A 15,775-nucleotide genomic window follows, 5' to 3' on the forward strand; every position below is an offset into this window, starting at 1 on the left:
ATACGCCCGCGATCCGTCCGCGATCCGTCCGTGATCTATCCGCGGTCCGTCCGCGGTCCGTCCGCATCCCGCCGTCCCGTGGGCCCGTACGTCCCATTGGCCCGTACGGCCCAGCCACCGAGTGCCCCGCGGGCGCGCTCGCCACGATGGACCCATGGTCAAGGCCTCCCGGCGCGCCGCCGTCCTCTGCGCGGGGCTCCTCCTCGGCGCCCTCAGCGGGTGTGCCGACGCGGAGGGGCTGCACAGTGACGGGCCCCTGGAGGATGTGACCGCGCCCCTCAGGCTCTGGCAGGACAGCACCCCGGCCCCCGCGGCCCCCGAGCAGCGTCCCGGCCGGCCTGCGGCCGTGCCCGGGGTGCCCGAGGTGGCCTCGGGCGATATGCGCAAGGCCGATGCGCTGGCGGTGGTGAAGGCCGATATCGCCACCTCGGGCGCGCAGGACCGCGGCTCGGGGCGGCTTGTCGACGCACGCGCCGTGAAGCTGATGGCCGCCTGCTCCGGCGACGACTGCCCGGTGCGCGAGCCCGTGCACCACGATCTGACCGGTGACGGCAAGGGCGAGCTGATCACCGCCGTGGACATCGACGGACGCACCAGCGAACTGCGCGTCTACACGGCCAAGGAGCGGACCGTCACCCGGATCCTGGCCCGCCGCGGTGTCCTGGAGGGCGTCGAGGTGGCCGCCGGGCACCTCGCCATCCGTGAGCCCACCAGCAACTCGCAGTACGTGAGCGTCTCCGACTACGTATGGGAAGAGAAGAACGGAACCATGGCCCTGTGGAGCCTGACGCTCGATGAGTGCCGCTCCCTCAGCTCCGGTGACGGCCCCTGCCCCAAGGCGGGCTCATGAGTCTGCGCTGGAAGATCGCCCTGACCATCACCGCGGTGTCCTGCGCGGTCGCCGCCGTCCTGGGCGTCCTGGTGCACAACGTGGTGGCCCGGCAGACCGTCGGCGAGGTCCGCAAGGAGATCCACGCGGACCTGGAGACGGCCATCGCCAACTACGAGTACGGCACCTCGACCAGCAACAGCAACACCGAGCTCGACCCGCCCGAACTCCCCGACAAGCTGCGGGAGTTGGTGGCCAAGGGGGAGCGGGGCAGCATCGTCGGCATGCGCAAGGGCCAGCCCGTCATGTGGGCCGCGGTCCCCGCCGACGGCAAGCCGCTCGCCGTCTGGTCCTCCTACCGCAACACCCGCGACCGCCTCTCCAGCATCGACACCGCCATCCTCGGCTCCGCGCTGCTCGCCGCCGGTGTTGTCACCCTCGCCGGGATCTTCCTCGCCACCCGGATCAGCCGCCGCCTCAGCACCACGGCGCAGGTCGCGCGGCGGATCTCGGAGGGCGATCTGGACGCCCGGGTCGGTATGAAGGCGGGGCGCGGCGGGCGCGCGGGCCATGACGAGGTACGGGACGTGGCCGGGGCACTCGACTCCATGGCCGCCTCGCTGCAGTCACGCCTGGAGACGGAGAAACGGTTCACGGCGGATGTCGCGCACGAGCTGCGGACCCCGCTGACCGGCATGGTCGCGGCGGCCGGGCTGCTGCCCGACGGACGCCCCAAGGAGATGATCAACGACCGGCTGCAGGCGCTGCGTTCCCTGACCGAGGACCTGCTCGAGATCTCCCGGCTCGACGCGGGCGCGGAGACCGCGGAGCTCGCTCCGTACGAACTCGGCGCGCTGGTACGGCGGGCGGTGGCCGCCACGGGCCTCGCCGCGGAGGTCCGGGTGGAGCGGGACGCGGTCGTGGAGACGGACCGCCGCCGCCTCGACCGCATCCTCGCCAACCTCCTCACCAACGCCCACCGCCACGGCCGCCCGCCGGTCGAGGTGACCGTGGACGGGCCGGTGATCGAGGTCCGCGACCACGGCAAGGGCTATCCACGTGACCTGATCGAACAGGGGCCGCAGCGGTTCCGTACGGGCGAGCCGGGGCGCGGCAAGGGGCATGGCCTGGGCCTGACCATCGCTGCCGGTCAGGCCCAAGTCCTCGGTATCACCCTGGAGTTCGGCGGCGCACCGGACGGCGGTGCGCGTACGGTGCTGCGCCTACCCGCTGCGTGACCTCTCCTGCGTCACGACCGCCCGATCAGGCCGCCTTGCCGAGCCCTTTCACGAGCCCGTTCTGCCACAGCTGCTCGACCTTGGCCTTCTCGTTGGCGTCCGGGTTCGGGTTGGTGCAGGAAGGGCCGGGGCCGCCGCCCGACATCAGCTCGCTGCACGGCCCTTCGTAGTGGTCGGGGAGGCCGAGCACATGGCCGGTCTCGTGCGCGGTGATCCGGGTGGAGTCGTACTCCTGGGCCTGGGTGTAGTCGATGAAGATATAGCCCTTGCCGTGCCCGTCCGTGGACGCGTACGAGCCGCGCGGGTCATTGCCCTCGCGGTAGTCGAAGTCCGGGTTCGAGCCCTCCTGCAGCTGTACGTTCTGCACGGAGCTGTTCCAGATCTGGGTGCTGCGGTCTATCTGGGCCTTGAAGGTGGGGGCGCCGGCCGCGCTGTAGGTGACGGTGACGGCCTGGGCGCCCGGGTTCGCGGCGAGCTTCTTCGCCACCGACTTCTGCACGGCTTCGAAGAAGGCCTTGTTGGCGGCGGCGTTCTCGCCGGACTTCTCGTACGAGATGTACGCGGGCGTGGCGGCGGACGTGGGCGCGTCCGGCACGGCGGACGCGGGCGAAACGCCGAGCGTCGCGGTGGCGAGACCGAGGCCGATGGCGGCAGAGAGCGCCGACTTGGACAGTCGCATGGGGGGCTCCTACTCGTGGGGGAGGTGAGCGTCGACCGGCTCGTGTGGGGCGAGCGGTCACCCGTGAGTGTCGGGGAGCAGGAGGCCCGTGGGGATGATGGCAATCGGCGATAGCACCGGGCTATCACCCCGCCGACCGACCGGAATTGCCCGACTGCTTCCCCAACTCCACCTCTTCTGAGGGGATTTGGACGTCTGGTGTGACGCCCGTGACCGCCATACGCTCACGGCATGGAGCTCGAGGTGCGACACCTCCGTGCCGTGTGTGCCATCGCCGACACCGGCAGCCTGCACAAGGCCGCACGCCAACTCGGCATGAGCCAGCCCTCGTTGACCACCCAGCTGCGCCGGATCGAGGAGTCGCTCGGCGGCCGGCTCTTCGCCCGCGAGCGCACCGGCTGCCGCCCCACCCCGCTCGGCCGGGTGCTGCTCAGCCGGGCCCGGCCGCTGGTCGCCGAGATGCGGGAGCTCGTGACCGAGGCACGGGCCGCGGCCGCCAAGGCGGGGGACCGCCCCGACCTGCGGATCGGCTCCACGGCGAGCCGCGCGCTCCCCGGCTGGCTGCGCCGGCTGCGGGTACGGCGGACGCGGGCGGAGATCTCCCTGCATATGGACGTCTCGGCGAACGCCCTGCTCCGGCTGCTCGCCGAAGGCCAGCTGGACGTCACCTTCGTGCACGAGGTGGAGGGCTGCCCGCTGCGGCTTCCGCAGGGACTCAGGCACCGGGTCCTGGTGCGGCGCGAGCCGCAGTTCGTCTCGCTCGCCGTGGACCACCCGGCGGCGGCACGGCCCGTGGTGCGGCTCGGTGAACTCGCGGGCGAGCAGTGGATGGTGGATCCGACGGTCGACGGTGAACGCGAGGGACTGCTCCGGGTGCTGCGCGCGGCCGGCCTCAACCCCCGGGTCCTGCACGGGGATTACCTCACGGCGGCCACCCTGGTCGCCACCGGCGAAGTGGTCACGGTCTGCCAGCCCACCTCACGGGCCCGCCCCGATATGGCGATCAGGCCGCTCGAAGGGGACCCCCTGGGCGTACGGCTGCTGCTCGCCGCACGCACGGAGGCGGAGCTCGACGAGGTCTACGCGGATCTGGAGGCGGCCTACTGGGAGGCGGCCCGGGAGGCCACGGGCTACCGGGACTGGCTGCAGCGCGGGCGCGCGGACGGCGCGAATACGGTTCCCGCCGCAGGTGGCGGCAGGGCCGCCTGACCCACCCTGACCAGGCCTTTAGTCCCCTATTCATCCGGTTTTCCACCTTTACAAAGGTGTGCCGCTTATAGCCGGTTTTCGTTACATTGCCTACGCATTACCCAAACATGACCTCCGTAGCTTCATTGGTGTCGCCGCCGCAGGGGGCGCGACCCACACGACTTAGCCATCAGTAAGAGCTACGAGGAAGAGCCGAACCATGCGCGCCACCCGCCGTACCCTCCGCACCTCCGTCATCGCCGCCGGCGTCGTCGCCGGAATAGCCGCCATGCCGGTCGCCACCGCCTTCGCCGACTCCCCGGTCCCGACTCCGTCCCCGACCCAGTCGCAAAACCAGAACAAGGACCAGAACAAGGAGAAGGAGCAGGAGAAGCAGCGCACCAGCGAGCCGCAGGGCCGCCAGCTGGTGAACACCGTCAACCTGCTCGACGGCTGGTCCGCCAAGATCTTCAAGACGGCGGGCAAGGGCTACGACGCCGAGCTCTACAAGGGCGGCGGCCTCCAGGCCAAGATCGGCCAGGGCTCCTCCAAGGTCACGGGCTACACCTTCACCCTCTCCGCCGACGGCAAGGTCTCCGGCGTGAAGGACAAGGACGGCAACGACAAGCCGGTCCCCGGCGGCTGGGTCAACAAGGGCTGGACCGACCTCGGTGACGGCTGGAAGGCCGAGGTGCAGGTCAACGCCTCCGCCCGCTCGGCCAAGGCCTACATCCAGAAGGCCAAGATGCACGACGGCAACCTCGCCGCCAACGGCAAGACGGCCAGCACCAAGATCGCCGGTTACACCTTCACGCTGACGATCGACGGCAAGATCACCAAGTCCGGCAAGGGCGACGACAACAACAACGACAACCAGCGCACCTTCGTCCGCGAGTACAAGAACCTCGGCGGCTCCGGCTTCGACGCCAAGGTCTACAAGGTCAAGGGCGGCTACGACGCCGAGATGTGGGCCAAGGACCCGGCCTCCGGCAAGTACATCAAGTGGGACACGCTGCAGCAGCGCGGCAACAAGCCCGCGTACGGCCAGCACAACGGCGCCCACTTCGTGCTCAACCCCGACGGCACCATGAAGGGCTGGACCGAGGGCGGCAAGAAGAAGAACGAGAACAAGGGCGGCAAGGACTTCCAGAAGGGCAAGGTCGTCCCGAAGGGCGGCGTCAAGGCCGGCGCCGAGACCGCTCCCGAGGACAACACCGCGATGCTCGCCGCCGGCGGCGGCATGGCGGCGGCCGGTGCCGCGGGCCTCGGCTTCGCGATGCTGCGCCGCGGCCGCCGGGAGAACTGAATCTCCTGACCGCAAGCTGAAAGTGGGGCACCCCGACGGCAGGGGGGTGCCCCACTTTCTTATGCCTAGACGCCGATGTCGCGGCCGTCCTTGCGCCATACCGAGACGACCGACGGGCGCACCAGCTTGCCGGGGCCGTCGGGCCACGCCGACGCGGGCTTCTCGACCGAGGCGCCGTCCACCTCGCCCGGGTGCTGAACGGCGACGAGCACCCGGCGGTCCTGCACCACGGGACCGCAGGTCTCCGCGCCGATCGGCACCGTCAGGAACTGCTTCAGCTCACCGCGCCGCCCGCCCTGCACGGCCGCGCCGAACAGGCCGTCGTGCGAGCCGAGTTGGGCGCCGTCAGTGGAGATCCACAGGTTGCCGTGCGGGTCGAAGGTGACATTGTCCGGGCAGGAGATCGGCGAGACCTGGTCCTTGGGGAAGCCGCCGAAGTACGTGGCCGGGTCCTGCGGGTCGCCCGCGACGAGGAAGAGCAGCCAGCCGAACTTCTTCGCGTCGGCGGCGCCACGGCGCTCGGTCAGCTCCAGGATCTGCCCGTGCTTGTTGGCGTTGCGCGGGTTGGCCTCGTCCGCGCCCGCCTTGCCCGACTTGCCGCGGTCGGTGTTGTTGGTGAGCGCGACATAGACCTTGCCGGTGCGCGGCGAGGCCTCGATGTCCTCGGGGCGGTCCATCTTGGTGGCGCCCGCCTTGTCACCGGCGAGCCGGGTGAAGACGAACACCTCTTCCGCGGACATCCCCTCGACATGCGACTCGGCGCCGTCGGCGGTGGCCGTGGCGAGCGGGATCCACTCGCCGCTGCCGTCGAACTGCCCGTCCTCCGGGTGCTTTCCCGAGCCGTCGATCTGCTCGGCCGGGGAGTCACCGGTGAGCTTGGCGACGTACAGCGTGCCCTCGTCGAGCAGCGTCATATTGTGCTCGCGGGCCGCGCGCGAGTTGCCGCGCCGCATCCGCTTGCTGCTCACGAACTTGTAGAAGTAGTCGAAGCGCTCGTCGTCACCGCTGTAGACCACGGGGCGGCCGTCGTCGGTGAGCCGGATCGTGGCGCCCTCGTGCTTGAAGCGGCCGATCGCGGTGTGCTTGACCGGCGTCGACTCCGGGTCGTACGGGTCGAGTTCGACGACATAGCCGAAGCGGTGCGGCTCGTTGGGCTCCTGCGCGACGTCGAAGCGCTTGTCGAACCGCTCCCACTTGCGCTCGGAGGCACCGGTGCCGAGGCCGTAGCGCTTGTCGGTGGTCCGGCTCGCGTTGGCGAAGTACTGGTTGAAGTTCTCCTCGCCGTGCAGCGTGGTGCCCCACGGGGTGGTGCCGCCCGAGCAGTTGTTGAGGGTGCCGAGCACCTTGGTGCCGCTCGGGTCGGCGGAGGTCTTCACCAGGTCGGAGCCGGCGGCCGGGCCCTGCAGGCGGAACTCGGTGGTCGCGGTGATACGGCGGTTGAGCTGGTGCCGGGTGACGGCGGTCAGCGCGCCGGTCCTGCGGTTCTCCTCGACCACGACGACGCCGAGGCCGTGGGCGGCCCAGGAGATCTCCACCTGTTCACGGGTCGGGTTCTCGGGGTCGTACCCCTTGAACATCAGGACCTCGTCCGTGTACTCGTGATTCGCCACGAGCAGCTGCCGGCCGTGCCCGAGGGGCAGCAGCGACAGGAAGTCGTTGTTGTACCCGAACTGCCCCGCCTGCGCCTTGGCGGTCTGGTTGTCCGGGTCGAAGGCCGGGGCCCCGCGCAGAATGGGCTCGCCCCAGCGGATCACCACATTCTGGCCATAGCCCTCGGGGACGGTGACCTGGTCGGCGGTGTTGGGCGCTACGGCACCGAACCGCAGTCCGCGGGCGGACTTCGACTTGCCCGCGGCGGTCCCGGTCCCGGCGCCGCCGTCGGCGGCAACGGCCCGCGCGCCCCCGCCCTGGCCACCACCGGTCACGGTCGCCGCACCCGCGGCGCCCGCCACCGTCACGACGGCGGCGGCCCGCATCATCGAGCGGCGGCTGAGCGCACCGGCTATGACATCGCCGGCGTATTCGTTGTCGCTGGTGTTGGGCACCTCGTGGAAGCAGGCGTCACCGCAGCGGAAACGGCAGGTGAGGGCCGAGCGGCCGCCCGGGTGCGAGCCAGAGTTGAGCAGTGGCAGCAGTTTGCGCACGTTTCCCTCCATTGGGACTGACTTCGGCGCACGCCGCGCCGACATGCTGACGTATGAATTCGGCCGTGACGTTAGGCGCGCAGGCCAGCAGGGCGGCGGCAGCGGAGTGAACGGAAGGTGAACCCCCGGCACACGACGGGAAGTTGAGCTGTGGCGGTGACGGGTCGGCGACCCTCCGCAAGATCGCTCCGCGCGGCGGCTAACCTTACGTGTCCGCCCTGGCCAGGGGTTACGGAATCAACTCACGCGAAGGGTTGCGCACATGGGCATTCTGGATCGCTTGCGGAATGCGTTCGGACGGCGGTCCCGGGAAACGGCGCCCGTGGCCGAACCTCAGCCGACGGTGCCGGCACCGTCCACCGAACCGGCGCCCGCGCCTACGTCTACGCCCGCGCCCGCGCCCGCGCCCGCGCCTGAGGCCACCGTGCCCGCGCCCGCGCAGGAACCGGAGCCCGCGGTCGTCGACGACCTGGTGGCGGCGGCCTTCGACAACCCGACCCTGGGCACGGTCCCCGCACCGGCAACGGAACGTGACGCGAACGCGAAGGAACCGGCGGCCACGGCCGCCGAGGCCGAGGAAGCCCCACAGCCGGAGACCCCGGCAGCCGCCGACGGCGAAGAAGCCCCACAGGTGAAACCCGCGGACGACAACGAATCCGCACAGGTGGCTGCGGGTGGGGACGACAACCCGGCCGAAGGCCGGTTGCACCACGACGAGCCGGAGGCCGACGCACAAACCCCCGGCCCGGAGGCCGACGCACAAACCCCCGGCCCGGAGGCCGACGCACAAACCCCCGAGCCTGAGGCCGACGTACAAACCCCCGAGCCGGAGGCCGACGTACCAGCGCCCGAGCCTGAGGCTGACGTACAAACCCCCGAGCCGGAGGCTGACGTACAAACCCCCGAGCCGGAGGCCGACGCTCAAACCCCCGGCCCGGAGGCCGACGTACCAGCGCCCGAGCCCGACGTACAAGCACAAGCACACGCACAAGCCCCCGCAGGGAAGCCCGCCTACTCGCCGGCCAGGCTGAAGGCCCGGGCCCCGGAACTGGCCGCCGCCTACAAGGCCGCGGGAGCCGAGCTCAAGAAGAGGGGCCTGACGGGCACCAGGGCCGCCGTCTACCTCGTCCTCGACCGCTCAGGGTCCATGCGTCCGTACTTCAAGGACGGCAGCGCCCAGAACCTCGGCGAACAGGCCCTCGCCCTCGCCGCCCACCTGGACGAGAACGCCACCGTGAACGTCGTCTGCTTCTCCACGGAGATCGACGGCACCGGCACCCTCACGCTCACCGAGTACGAAGGCCGCGTCGACGAGCTGCACGCCTCCTGCGGCCGCATGGGCCGCACGAACTACCACGTGGCCGTCGACGAGGTCGTCAAGCTGCACAAGGAGTCCGCCGACCCCACGGCCCCCGCCCTCGTGATCTTCCAGACCGACGGCGCCCCGGAAGTGAAGACCGCCGCGACCAAGGCCCTCACCGGGGCACCGGCGAACCTCTTCTTCCAGTTCGTCGCGTTCGGCGAGCACGACGCGAAGGCCTTCGACTATCTCCGCAAGCTCGACGCGGACGAGGAGTCGAAGAACACGGCGTTCTTCCACGCGGGCCCGGTGCCCAAGGAGCTCACCGACGCCGAGCTGTACGAGGGCCTGCTCACCACCTGGCGCCCCTGACGCCCCTGACGCCCCGCCACTCCTGACGCCCCGGCGAGGCCCGTCCGCCCGGAAAAACCCAGGGCGGACGGGGCTCCGGGGTCGGCTACGATTTCTGGGTTCCGTAGACGCGTACCGCCAAGCAGTAAGCGTCACTCCACGTAGCAACCTGGGAGCAGCCCGCGATGGCTCGACACCTCATCACCAGCGCCCTTCCGTACATCAACGGAATCAAGCACCTGGGCAACATGGTGGGGTCCATGCTCCCGGCGGATGTGTACGCCAGGTACCTCCGCCAGCGCGGCCATGACGTCCTGTACATCTGCGCGACGGACGAGCACGGCACCCCCGCCGAGCTGGCCGCCAAGGAGCGGGGCCTGCCGGTGGCCGAGTTCTGCGCCCAGGCGCACGACGCGCAGAAGGCGGTCTACGACGGCTTCGCGCTGGCCTTCGACTACTTCGGCCGCAGCTCCAGCCCGCAGAACGTCGAGATCACCCAGCACTTCGCGCGCAAGCTGCACGAGAACGGCTTCATCGAAGAGCGCGCCATCCGCCAGGTCTACTCCCCGGCCGACGGCCGCTTCCTGCCGGACCGGTACGTCGAGGGCACCTGCCCGCACTGCGGCTACGACAAGGCGCGCGGCGACCAGTGCGAGAACTGCACCCGCGTCCTGGACCCGACGGACCTGATCGACCCGCGCAGCGCCATCTCCGGCTCCACGGACCTGGAGGTGCGCGAGACCAAGCACCTCTTCCTGCTCCAGTCGAAGCTGCAGCAGGAGGTCGAGGCCTGGGTGGCCGCCCACGAGGAGGAGTGGCCGCAGCTCGCCTCCTCCATCGCCCGCAAGTGGCTGACCGAGGGCCTGCACGACCGCGCGATCACGCGTGACCTGGACTGGGGTGTCCCGGTCCCGGCGGACACCTGGCCCGAACTGGCCGCCGAGGGCAAGGTGTTCTACGTCTGGTTCGACGCCCCGATCGAGTACATCGGCGCGACGAAGGAGTGGGCGGACGCCGCCCCCGACGGCGAGGTCCGGGACTGGAAGTCCTGGTGGTACGAGCCCGACGGCGCCACCGACGTCCGCTACACCGAGTTCATGGCGAAGGACAACGTCCCGTTCCACACGGTGATGTTCCCGGCCACGGAGCTCGGCGTACGCGAGCCCTGGAAGAAGGTCGACTACGTCAAGGCCTTCAACTGGCTGACGTACTACGGCGGTAAGTTCTCCACGTCCCAGAAGCGCGGTGTCTTCACCGACCAGGCCCTGGAGATCCTGCCCGCCGACTACTGGCGCTACTTCCTGATCGCCAACGCCCCCGAGTCCGACGACTCCTCGTTCACCTGGGAGCACTTCACGGCCACGGTCAACAAGGACCTGGCCGACACCCTGGGCAACTTCGTCAACCGTGTCCTGTCCTTCTCCAAGAAGCGCTTCGGCGAGGAGGTCCCGGCGGGCGCCGCGGCCGGCGAGGCGGAGACGCGGCTCGGCGAGGAGATCGCGACGCTGCTCGCCGAGTACGAGGCGCAGATGGACGCCCTCCAGTTCCGCAAGGCCGCGGCCGCGCTGCGCGCCCTGTGGTCCGCGGGCAACTCCTATCTGGAGGAGAAGGCGCCCTGGCTGGAGATCAAGCAGGACCCTGAGGCGGCGGCCCTGACGCTGCGTACGGCGATGAACCTGATCCACCTGTACGCGGTGGTCTCCGAGCCGTTCATCCCGTCGTCGGCGTCGGCCATGCGCGGCGCCTTCCAGCTGTCCGACGACACGGCGACCTGGATCGGCCCGGACGAGGCCCGCGCCCTCGACTTCCTGCCTTCCGGTACCCCGTTCACGGTCCCTCCGGTCCTGTTCGCCAAGCTGACGGACGAGGACCTGGAGGCGTACAAGGAGCGCTTCGGCGGCTCGGAGGAGTAGGCGGAGCAGGCCCCTTCGCCCCTTGGTAAAGTGCGGCGCTTGACTCGCCGAGGGGCACAAGGGGGGGACCTTGAGCACACAGCTGTACTCAACTGCCAAGGAGCTGGCCGCAGTTCTGTGGCAGCGCCACACCATCTACCGCGAACGCAACGGCGGCATGGTCATACGGGGCGACCACGTGCACCGCTGGATCAGCCTCGGGGCCTCCGGCACGCGGGGCGAGGTCCTGATCCGCGCGGGCCGCATCCTGGACGGCGGCACCACCGCGCCCGCCCGTACCGAGGCGGTCGTACCGCTGGCCAGTGGCACTCAGGAACTGGCCGCGGTCTGCCGCCGGTTGCTCGCCGACATCACCTCGGCCGCGGAGCCGCCGACACCGCAGCCACGCACGCGTACGCGGACTCGGGAGCGCACCCCGAAGGCCCCGAAGCCGGGCCGCAGGCGGCGCGTCGGCTCCTGGCTCATCGTCACGGCTGCGGCCTCGGCCATCGCGCTCGTGGTGCTCAGCGCCTACAGCTCCGCGAGGGGCCGCTGAGCGATCGCGCCCCTCAAAGGGGCGCGGGGAACTGCGCGATCAGCCACAACGCACCCGCGGCTGGCACACGACACGAAGGGCCCGGAACGGAAAGTTCCGGGCCCTTCACGCAGCCGTACCGCTAGACGTACCGCCTACTTCTCGCCCTCCCCCTTGCCGGAGGCAACCGGCTTCCGCAGCGCGATGTTGAGCTCCTTGAGGCGGGACTCGTCCAGCTCCGTGGGGGCGCCCATCATCAGGTCCTGCGCGTTCTGGTTCAGCGGGAACGAGATCGTCTCGCGGATGTTCGGCTCGTCCGCGAGGAGCATGACGATCCGGTCCACGCCGGGCGCGATGCCGCCGTGCGGCGGGGCGCCGAAGCGGAACGCGCGCAGCATGCCCGCGAACTCGTGCTCCACGGTGTCGCGGTCATAGCCCGCGATCTCGAAGGCCTTGAGCATGATCTCCGGCTCGTGGTTCCGGATCGCGCCGGAGGACAGCTCGATGCCGTTGCAGACGATGTCGTACTGCCAGGCCAGGATGTCGAGCGGGTCCTTCTCCTCCAGGTCCTTCATGCCGCCCTGGGGCATCGAGAAGGGGTTGTGGGAGAAGTCGATCTTCCCGGTGTCCTCGTCCTTCTCGTACATCGGGAAGTCCACGATCCAGCAGAACCGGAAGACGTTCTCCTCGAAGTGCCCGGCGCGCTTGGCGGCCTCGACCCGGACCGCGCCCATGATCTTGGAGACCTCGTCGAACTCGCCCGCGCCGAAGAACACCGCGTGACCGGCCTCCAGGCCGAGGCGCTTGGTGAGCTCGGCGACGTTCGCCTCGGTCAGGAACTTCGCGATCGGGCCGCTCAGCGTGCCGTCCTCGGCGACGCGCACCCAGGCGAGGCCCTTGGCGCCCTGCTCGACGGCGTACTCACCGAGGCCGTCGAAGAACTTCCGGGACTGCGAGGCGGTGTCCGGGACCGGCAGCGCGCGCACATGCTTGCCCGCGAAGGCCTTGAAGTCCGAGTCCTCGAAGATGTCGGTGATGTCGACGAGTTCGAGCTGGGCGCGCAGGTCCGGCTTGTCGTTGCCGTACTTGAGCATCGACTCGCGGAACGGGATGCGCGGGAAGGGGGACGTGACCTCGCGGCCGCCGCCGAACTCGGTGAAGAGCTCGGTCATCAGCTTCTCGATCGGCTGGAAGACGTCCTCCTGCTCGACGAAGCTCATCTCGACGTCGAGCTGGTAGAACTCGCCGGGCGAGCGGTCGGCGCGGGCGTCCTCGTCGCGGAAGCAGGGTGCGATCTGGAAGTAGCGGTCGAAGCCCGAGACCATGAACAGCTGCTTGAACTGCTGCGGGGCCTGGGGGAGTGCGTAGAACTTCCCGGGGTTCAGACGCGAGGGCACGACGAAGTCGCGGGCGCCCTCGGGGGAGGTGGCGGTGAGGATCGGGGTCGCCATCTCGTTGAAGCCGAGCGCCACCATCTTCGAGCGGATCGCGGCGACGACGGCCGAGCGCAGCATGATGTTGCGGTGCATGCGCTCACGGCGCAGGTCGAGGAAGCGGTACTCCAGGCGGCGCTCCTCGCCCACGCCGTCGTCCTGGTTGATCTGGAACGGCAGCTGCTGGGCGGCGCCCAGGACCTCGACCTCGCCGACCTCGACCTCGATCTCGCCGGTGGCGAGCTCCGGGTTGACGTTCTCGGCGCCGCGGGAGATCACCTTGCCGTCGATCCGGACGACGGTCTCCTTGGAGAGCTTGTCGAGGGCCTCGAAGCCGGGGGTGTCCGGGCGGGCGACCAGCTGGACCAGGCCGTAGTGGTCACGCAGATCGATGAAGAGGATGCCGCCGAGGTCGCGTCGGTTGTGCAGCCAGCCGCTCAGCCGGACATCGCTGCCGACATCGGTGGCGCGGAGCTCGCCGCAGGTGTGGGACCTGTACCGGTGCATCTTTCATCCAATTCTTCGCGTCGTTCGTCGCGAGACAGGCGGGAATCAACGCGATCCAGGTTACCGCCCGGACCCGGCCCCACCGATTGGCGTATCCACGTCATGATCGCTCTCGGTGGCGGGGTCTCCGCGACTCTTCTTAAAGTGGGGCAATGCGCACTGACGACGGGGGAATCCTGCCCCCCGTGGGCGAGATCCTCCAGGTCATCGCCACCGGCCTGTGGCGCTGGGACAACGCCACAGGGCTCGTCACCCTCGACGCCGAGGCGGCCCGGCTGCTCGGCCTGCCCGCCGAGCAGGTGACCCTCACGGAGGCGGCCGTGCGCTCCCGCTTCCACCCCGTGGACTGGAACGAGATCGACGGCGTCGTGAACCTCGCCGTCGCCGAGGGCACCCTCGCCGAGGCCCGGCTCCGGATCATGGACGACAAGGGCCAGGTGATCCGCACCGTACGCAGCCGGTCCAAGCCGCTGATCCACGACGGTGACTACGAGCTGATCGGCATCCTGCAGGAGGTCGGCGAACCGGCTCCCGGCTCGGCCGCCCGCACCCCCATCACCGGCGACTGGCGCCGCTCCCGCGAGGCGTTCCTGCTCGACGCGGGCCGCGCACTCGCCGAGGCCCGCTCGACGGCCGAGGTGCTGCGGGTCGCGGCCGGCCTGTCCATGCCGGGTTTCGAGCCGGACGGGCTCGCCGTGTTCGGGGTCAGGGGCGAAAGCCTGACGATCATCGGGCACCACGGCCACAACGCGGGCGACGAGAACCCCTTCACGGACATGTCCGTGAACACCGACTATCCGGCGGCCGATGTCGTACGCAACGGCCGGGCCGTCTATCTCTCGTCCCCCGCCGAGTACCGCCGCCGCTACCCCACCACCTGGCCGCTCGCCGCCCACTTCAACCGGGAGTCCTGGGCCTTTCTGCCGCTGACCGTCGCGGGCCGCACGATGGGCGCCTGGATGGCGGCCTTCCGCTATCCCGTGCAGTTCACGCCGGACGAGCGCTCCGTCCTGACCACGGTGGCGCGGATGCTCGCGCAGGCCCTGTCACGGGCCGGGATCGCCGAGTCGGAGCGGGAGCTGACCGAGGGCCTGCAGCGCTCGATGCTGCCGACGCTCGGCCCCGACATACCCGGCATGACACTGGCCGCACGCTATGTGCCGACCGGCGGCGGACTGCAGGTCGGCGGCGACTGGTACGACATGATCCCGCTGCCCGGCGGCCCCTCGCGCCCCGAGGGCGGCGGCGGCCGGATCGCCCTCGTCATCGGTGACGTCCAGGGCCACGACGTCCGCGCGGCCGGCCTGATGGGACAACTGCGGATCGCGCTGCGGGCGTACGCGTCCGAAGGGCACCGCCCCGACGCCGTGCTCTCCCGCGCCACCCGCTTCCTGTCCGGCATCACCGACAACATCACCTACGGGTCCACCGGCGGCCACGCCACCGAGAAGGCGGCCGACACCGCCGACCCGCGCTTCGCGACCTGCCTGTACGTGGAGGCCGACCCGGCCACCGGCGTCCTGGAGATCGCCCGCGCCGGCCATCCCGACCCCGCCGTCCGGCTGCGCGACGGCACCGTCGTGATGCGCTCCACGGCGGGCGGTCTGCCGCTCGGCGTCGACCCCGACGCGGACTACCCGACCACCCGTATCGTCCTGGAGCCCGGCGAGACGATGCTGCTGTGCACCGACGGCCTGATCGAGACCGGCGGCCACGACCTGGACACCGGCTGGGCCCGGCTGCGCGGAATCCTGGAGCAGTACCGCGGCGACGGCCTGGAACAGCTCGCGGACGAACTGGTCCAGGCCGTCCACGGCCCCACGTCCCACTACTCCACCGGGCCGCTCGCCGACCGCCGCGAGGACGACATCGCGGTGGTGCTGCTCTGCCGCCAGGACCAGTCCTGCGGCTGCGACGGCGCGACGGGCACGGCCACGACCCCGGTGCGGCGCACCATGCTGACCGTCGCGCAGGCCGAGCCGGAGCGGATCGCCGGCGCCCGGCAGCAGCTGCGCGAGCTGCTGCACGACTGGGCCGACCCCGAGCAGGTCGACTCGGCGGTCCTGATGGTCTCCGAGATGGTCACCAACGTCCTGGTGCACACCGACGGCGACGCCCTGCTCGTCGCCGAGGCCCACGGCGAGCCGGGCGGACGCCGGCTGCGGGTCGAGGTATCGGACGGCAGCGACGAGCTCCCGCACAAGCGCCGCCCCGGTGAACTGGCCTCATCCGGACGGGGGTTGGTGCTGATGGAACTGCTCGCCGACGCCTGGGGCGTGGACCCGCGCGGCGACGGCAAATGCATCTGGTTCGAGCTGTACGAGTCCATGACTCTGTGAGTTTCCCGACCGCCGCACGCAGTACTCTCGACGG

The 15,775-nt window shown here is 70.4% G+C and carries 11 protein-coding genes; 8 read left to right on the top strand and 3 right to left on the bottom strand.

Annotated elements, in window-relative coordinates:
• Nucleotides 1–154 precede the first annotated feature (154 nt).
• Together ACFQVC_RS16575 and ACFQVC_RS16580 are read left to right on the top strand one after the other, a co-directional pair.
• The gene (locus tag ACFQVC_RS16575) at nucleotides 155–850 is read left to right on the top strand and encodes a hypothetical protein (protein WP_381831198.1); all 696 of its coding nucleotides are present in this window, start codon (nucleotides 155–157) and stop codon (nucleotides 848–850) included.
• A complete protein-coding gene (locus ACFQVC_RS16580; protein ID WP_381831199.1) occupies nucleotides 847–2,067 on the top strand; it encodes an ATP-binding protein in 1,221 nt (406 codons plus the stop codon). The genes ACFQVC_RS16575 and ACFQVC_RS16580 overlap by 4 nt, the downstream gene beginning before the upstream one ends.
• Before the next feature lie 25 nt (nucleotides 2,068–2,092).
• Here the strand turns inward: ACFQVC_RS16580 and snpA are convergent, their stop codons facing one another.
• Nucleotides 2,093–2,746: a snapalysin gene (gene snpA, locus ACFQVC_RS16585; protein WP_381831200.1), complete on the bottom strand. Its 654-nt coding sequence runs from the start codon at nucleotides 2,744–2,746 to the stop codon at nucleotides 2,093–2,095.
• Nucleotides 2,747–2,977: 231 nt separating this feature from the next.
• Between snpA and ACFQVC_RS16590 the strand changes: the two genes are divergently transcribed.
• The gene (locus tag ACFQVC_RS16590; protein WP_381831201.1) at nucleotides 2,978–3,955 is read left to right on the top strand and encodes a LysR family transcriptional regulator; all 978 of its coding nucleotides are present in this window, start codon (nucleotides 2,978–2,980) and stop codon (nucleotides 3,953–3,955) included.
• Nucleotides 3,956–4,154: 199 nt separating this feature from the next.
• On the top strand, nucleotides 4,155–5,240 hold the full coding sequence (locus tag ACFQVC_RS16595; RefSeq protein ID WP_381831202.1) for a hypothetical protein: 1,086 nt from the start codon (nucleotides 4,155–4,157) through the stop codon (nucleotides 5,238–5,240).
• A gap of 65 nt (nucleotides 5,241–5,305) precedes the next feature.
• On the opposite strand, the gene ACFQVC_RS16600 is transcribed toward ACFQVC_RS16595, so the two are convergent.
• A complete protein-coding gene (locus tag ACFQVC_RS16600; protein ID WP_381831203.1) occupies nucleotides 5,306–7,384 on the bottom strand; it encodes a PhoX family protein in 2,079 nt (692 codons plus the stop codon).
• Between the two features lie 322 nt (nucleotides 7,385–7,706).
• Here ACFQVC_RS16600 and ACFQVC_RS16605 point away from each other — a divergent pair, with 322 nt between their 5' ends.
• The 3 genes from ACFQVC_RS16605 to ACFQVC_RS16615 all read left to right on the top strand — a co-directional run bounded on the left by ACFQVC_RS16605 (nucleotide 7,707) and on the right by ACFQVC_RS16615 (nucleotide 11,483).
• Entirely contained in the window at nucleotides 7,707–9,056 is a 1,350-nt protein-coding gene (locus ACFQVC_RS16605) for a VWA domain-containing protein (protein WP_381831204.1), read from the top strand.
• 164 nt (nucleotides 9,057–9,220) lie between these two features.
• Complete coding sequence (metG, locus tag ACFQVC_RS16610) at nucleotides 9,221–10,948, top strand: methionine--tRNA ligase (protein ID WP_381831205.1); 1,728 nt, start codon at nucleotides 9,221–9,223, stop codon at nucleotides 10,946–10,948.
• A gap of 70 nt (nucleotides 10,949–11,018) precedes the next feature.
• Nucleotides 11,019–11,483 (top strand): hypothetical protein, encoded by a 465-nt coding sequence (locus ACFQVC_RS16615; protein ID WP_381831206.1) that lies wholly within the window; start codon nucleotides 11,019–11,021, stop codon nucleotides 11,481–11,483.
• Nucleotides 11,484–11,617: 134 nt separating this feature from the next.
• Here the strand turns inward: ACFQVC_RS16615 and aspS are convergent, their stop codons facing one another.
• Complete coding sequence (gene aspS / locus ACFQVC_RS16620) at nucleotides 11,618–13,402, bottom strand: aspartate--tRNA ligase (RefSeq protein WP_381831207.1); 1,785 nt, start codon at nucleotides 13,400–13,402, stop codon at nucleotides 11,618–11,620.
• A 152-nt stretch (nucleotides 13,403–13,554) separates the two neighbouring features.
• Between aspS and ACFQVC_RS16625 the strand changes: the two genes are divergently transcribed.
• Complete coding sequence (locus ACFQVC_RS16625; protein WP_381831208.1) at nucleotides 13,555–15,741, top strand: SpoIIE family protein phosphatase; 2,187 nt, start codon at nucleotides 13,555–13,557, stop codon at nucleotides 15,739–15,741.
• Nucleotides 15,742–15,775 lie beyond the last annotated feature (34 nt).

Source organism: Streptomyces monticola (assembly GCF_042665355.1).
Lineage (GTDB): Bacteria > Actinomycetota > Actinomycetes > Streptomycetales > Streptomycetaceae > Streptomyces > Streptomyces monticola.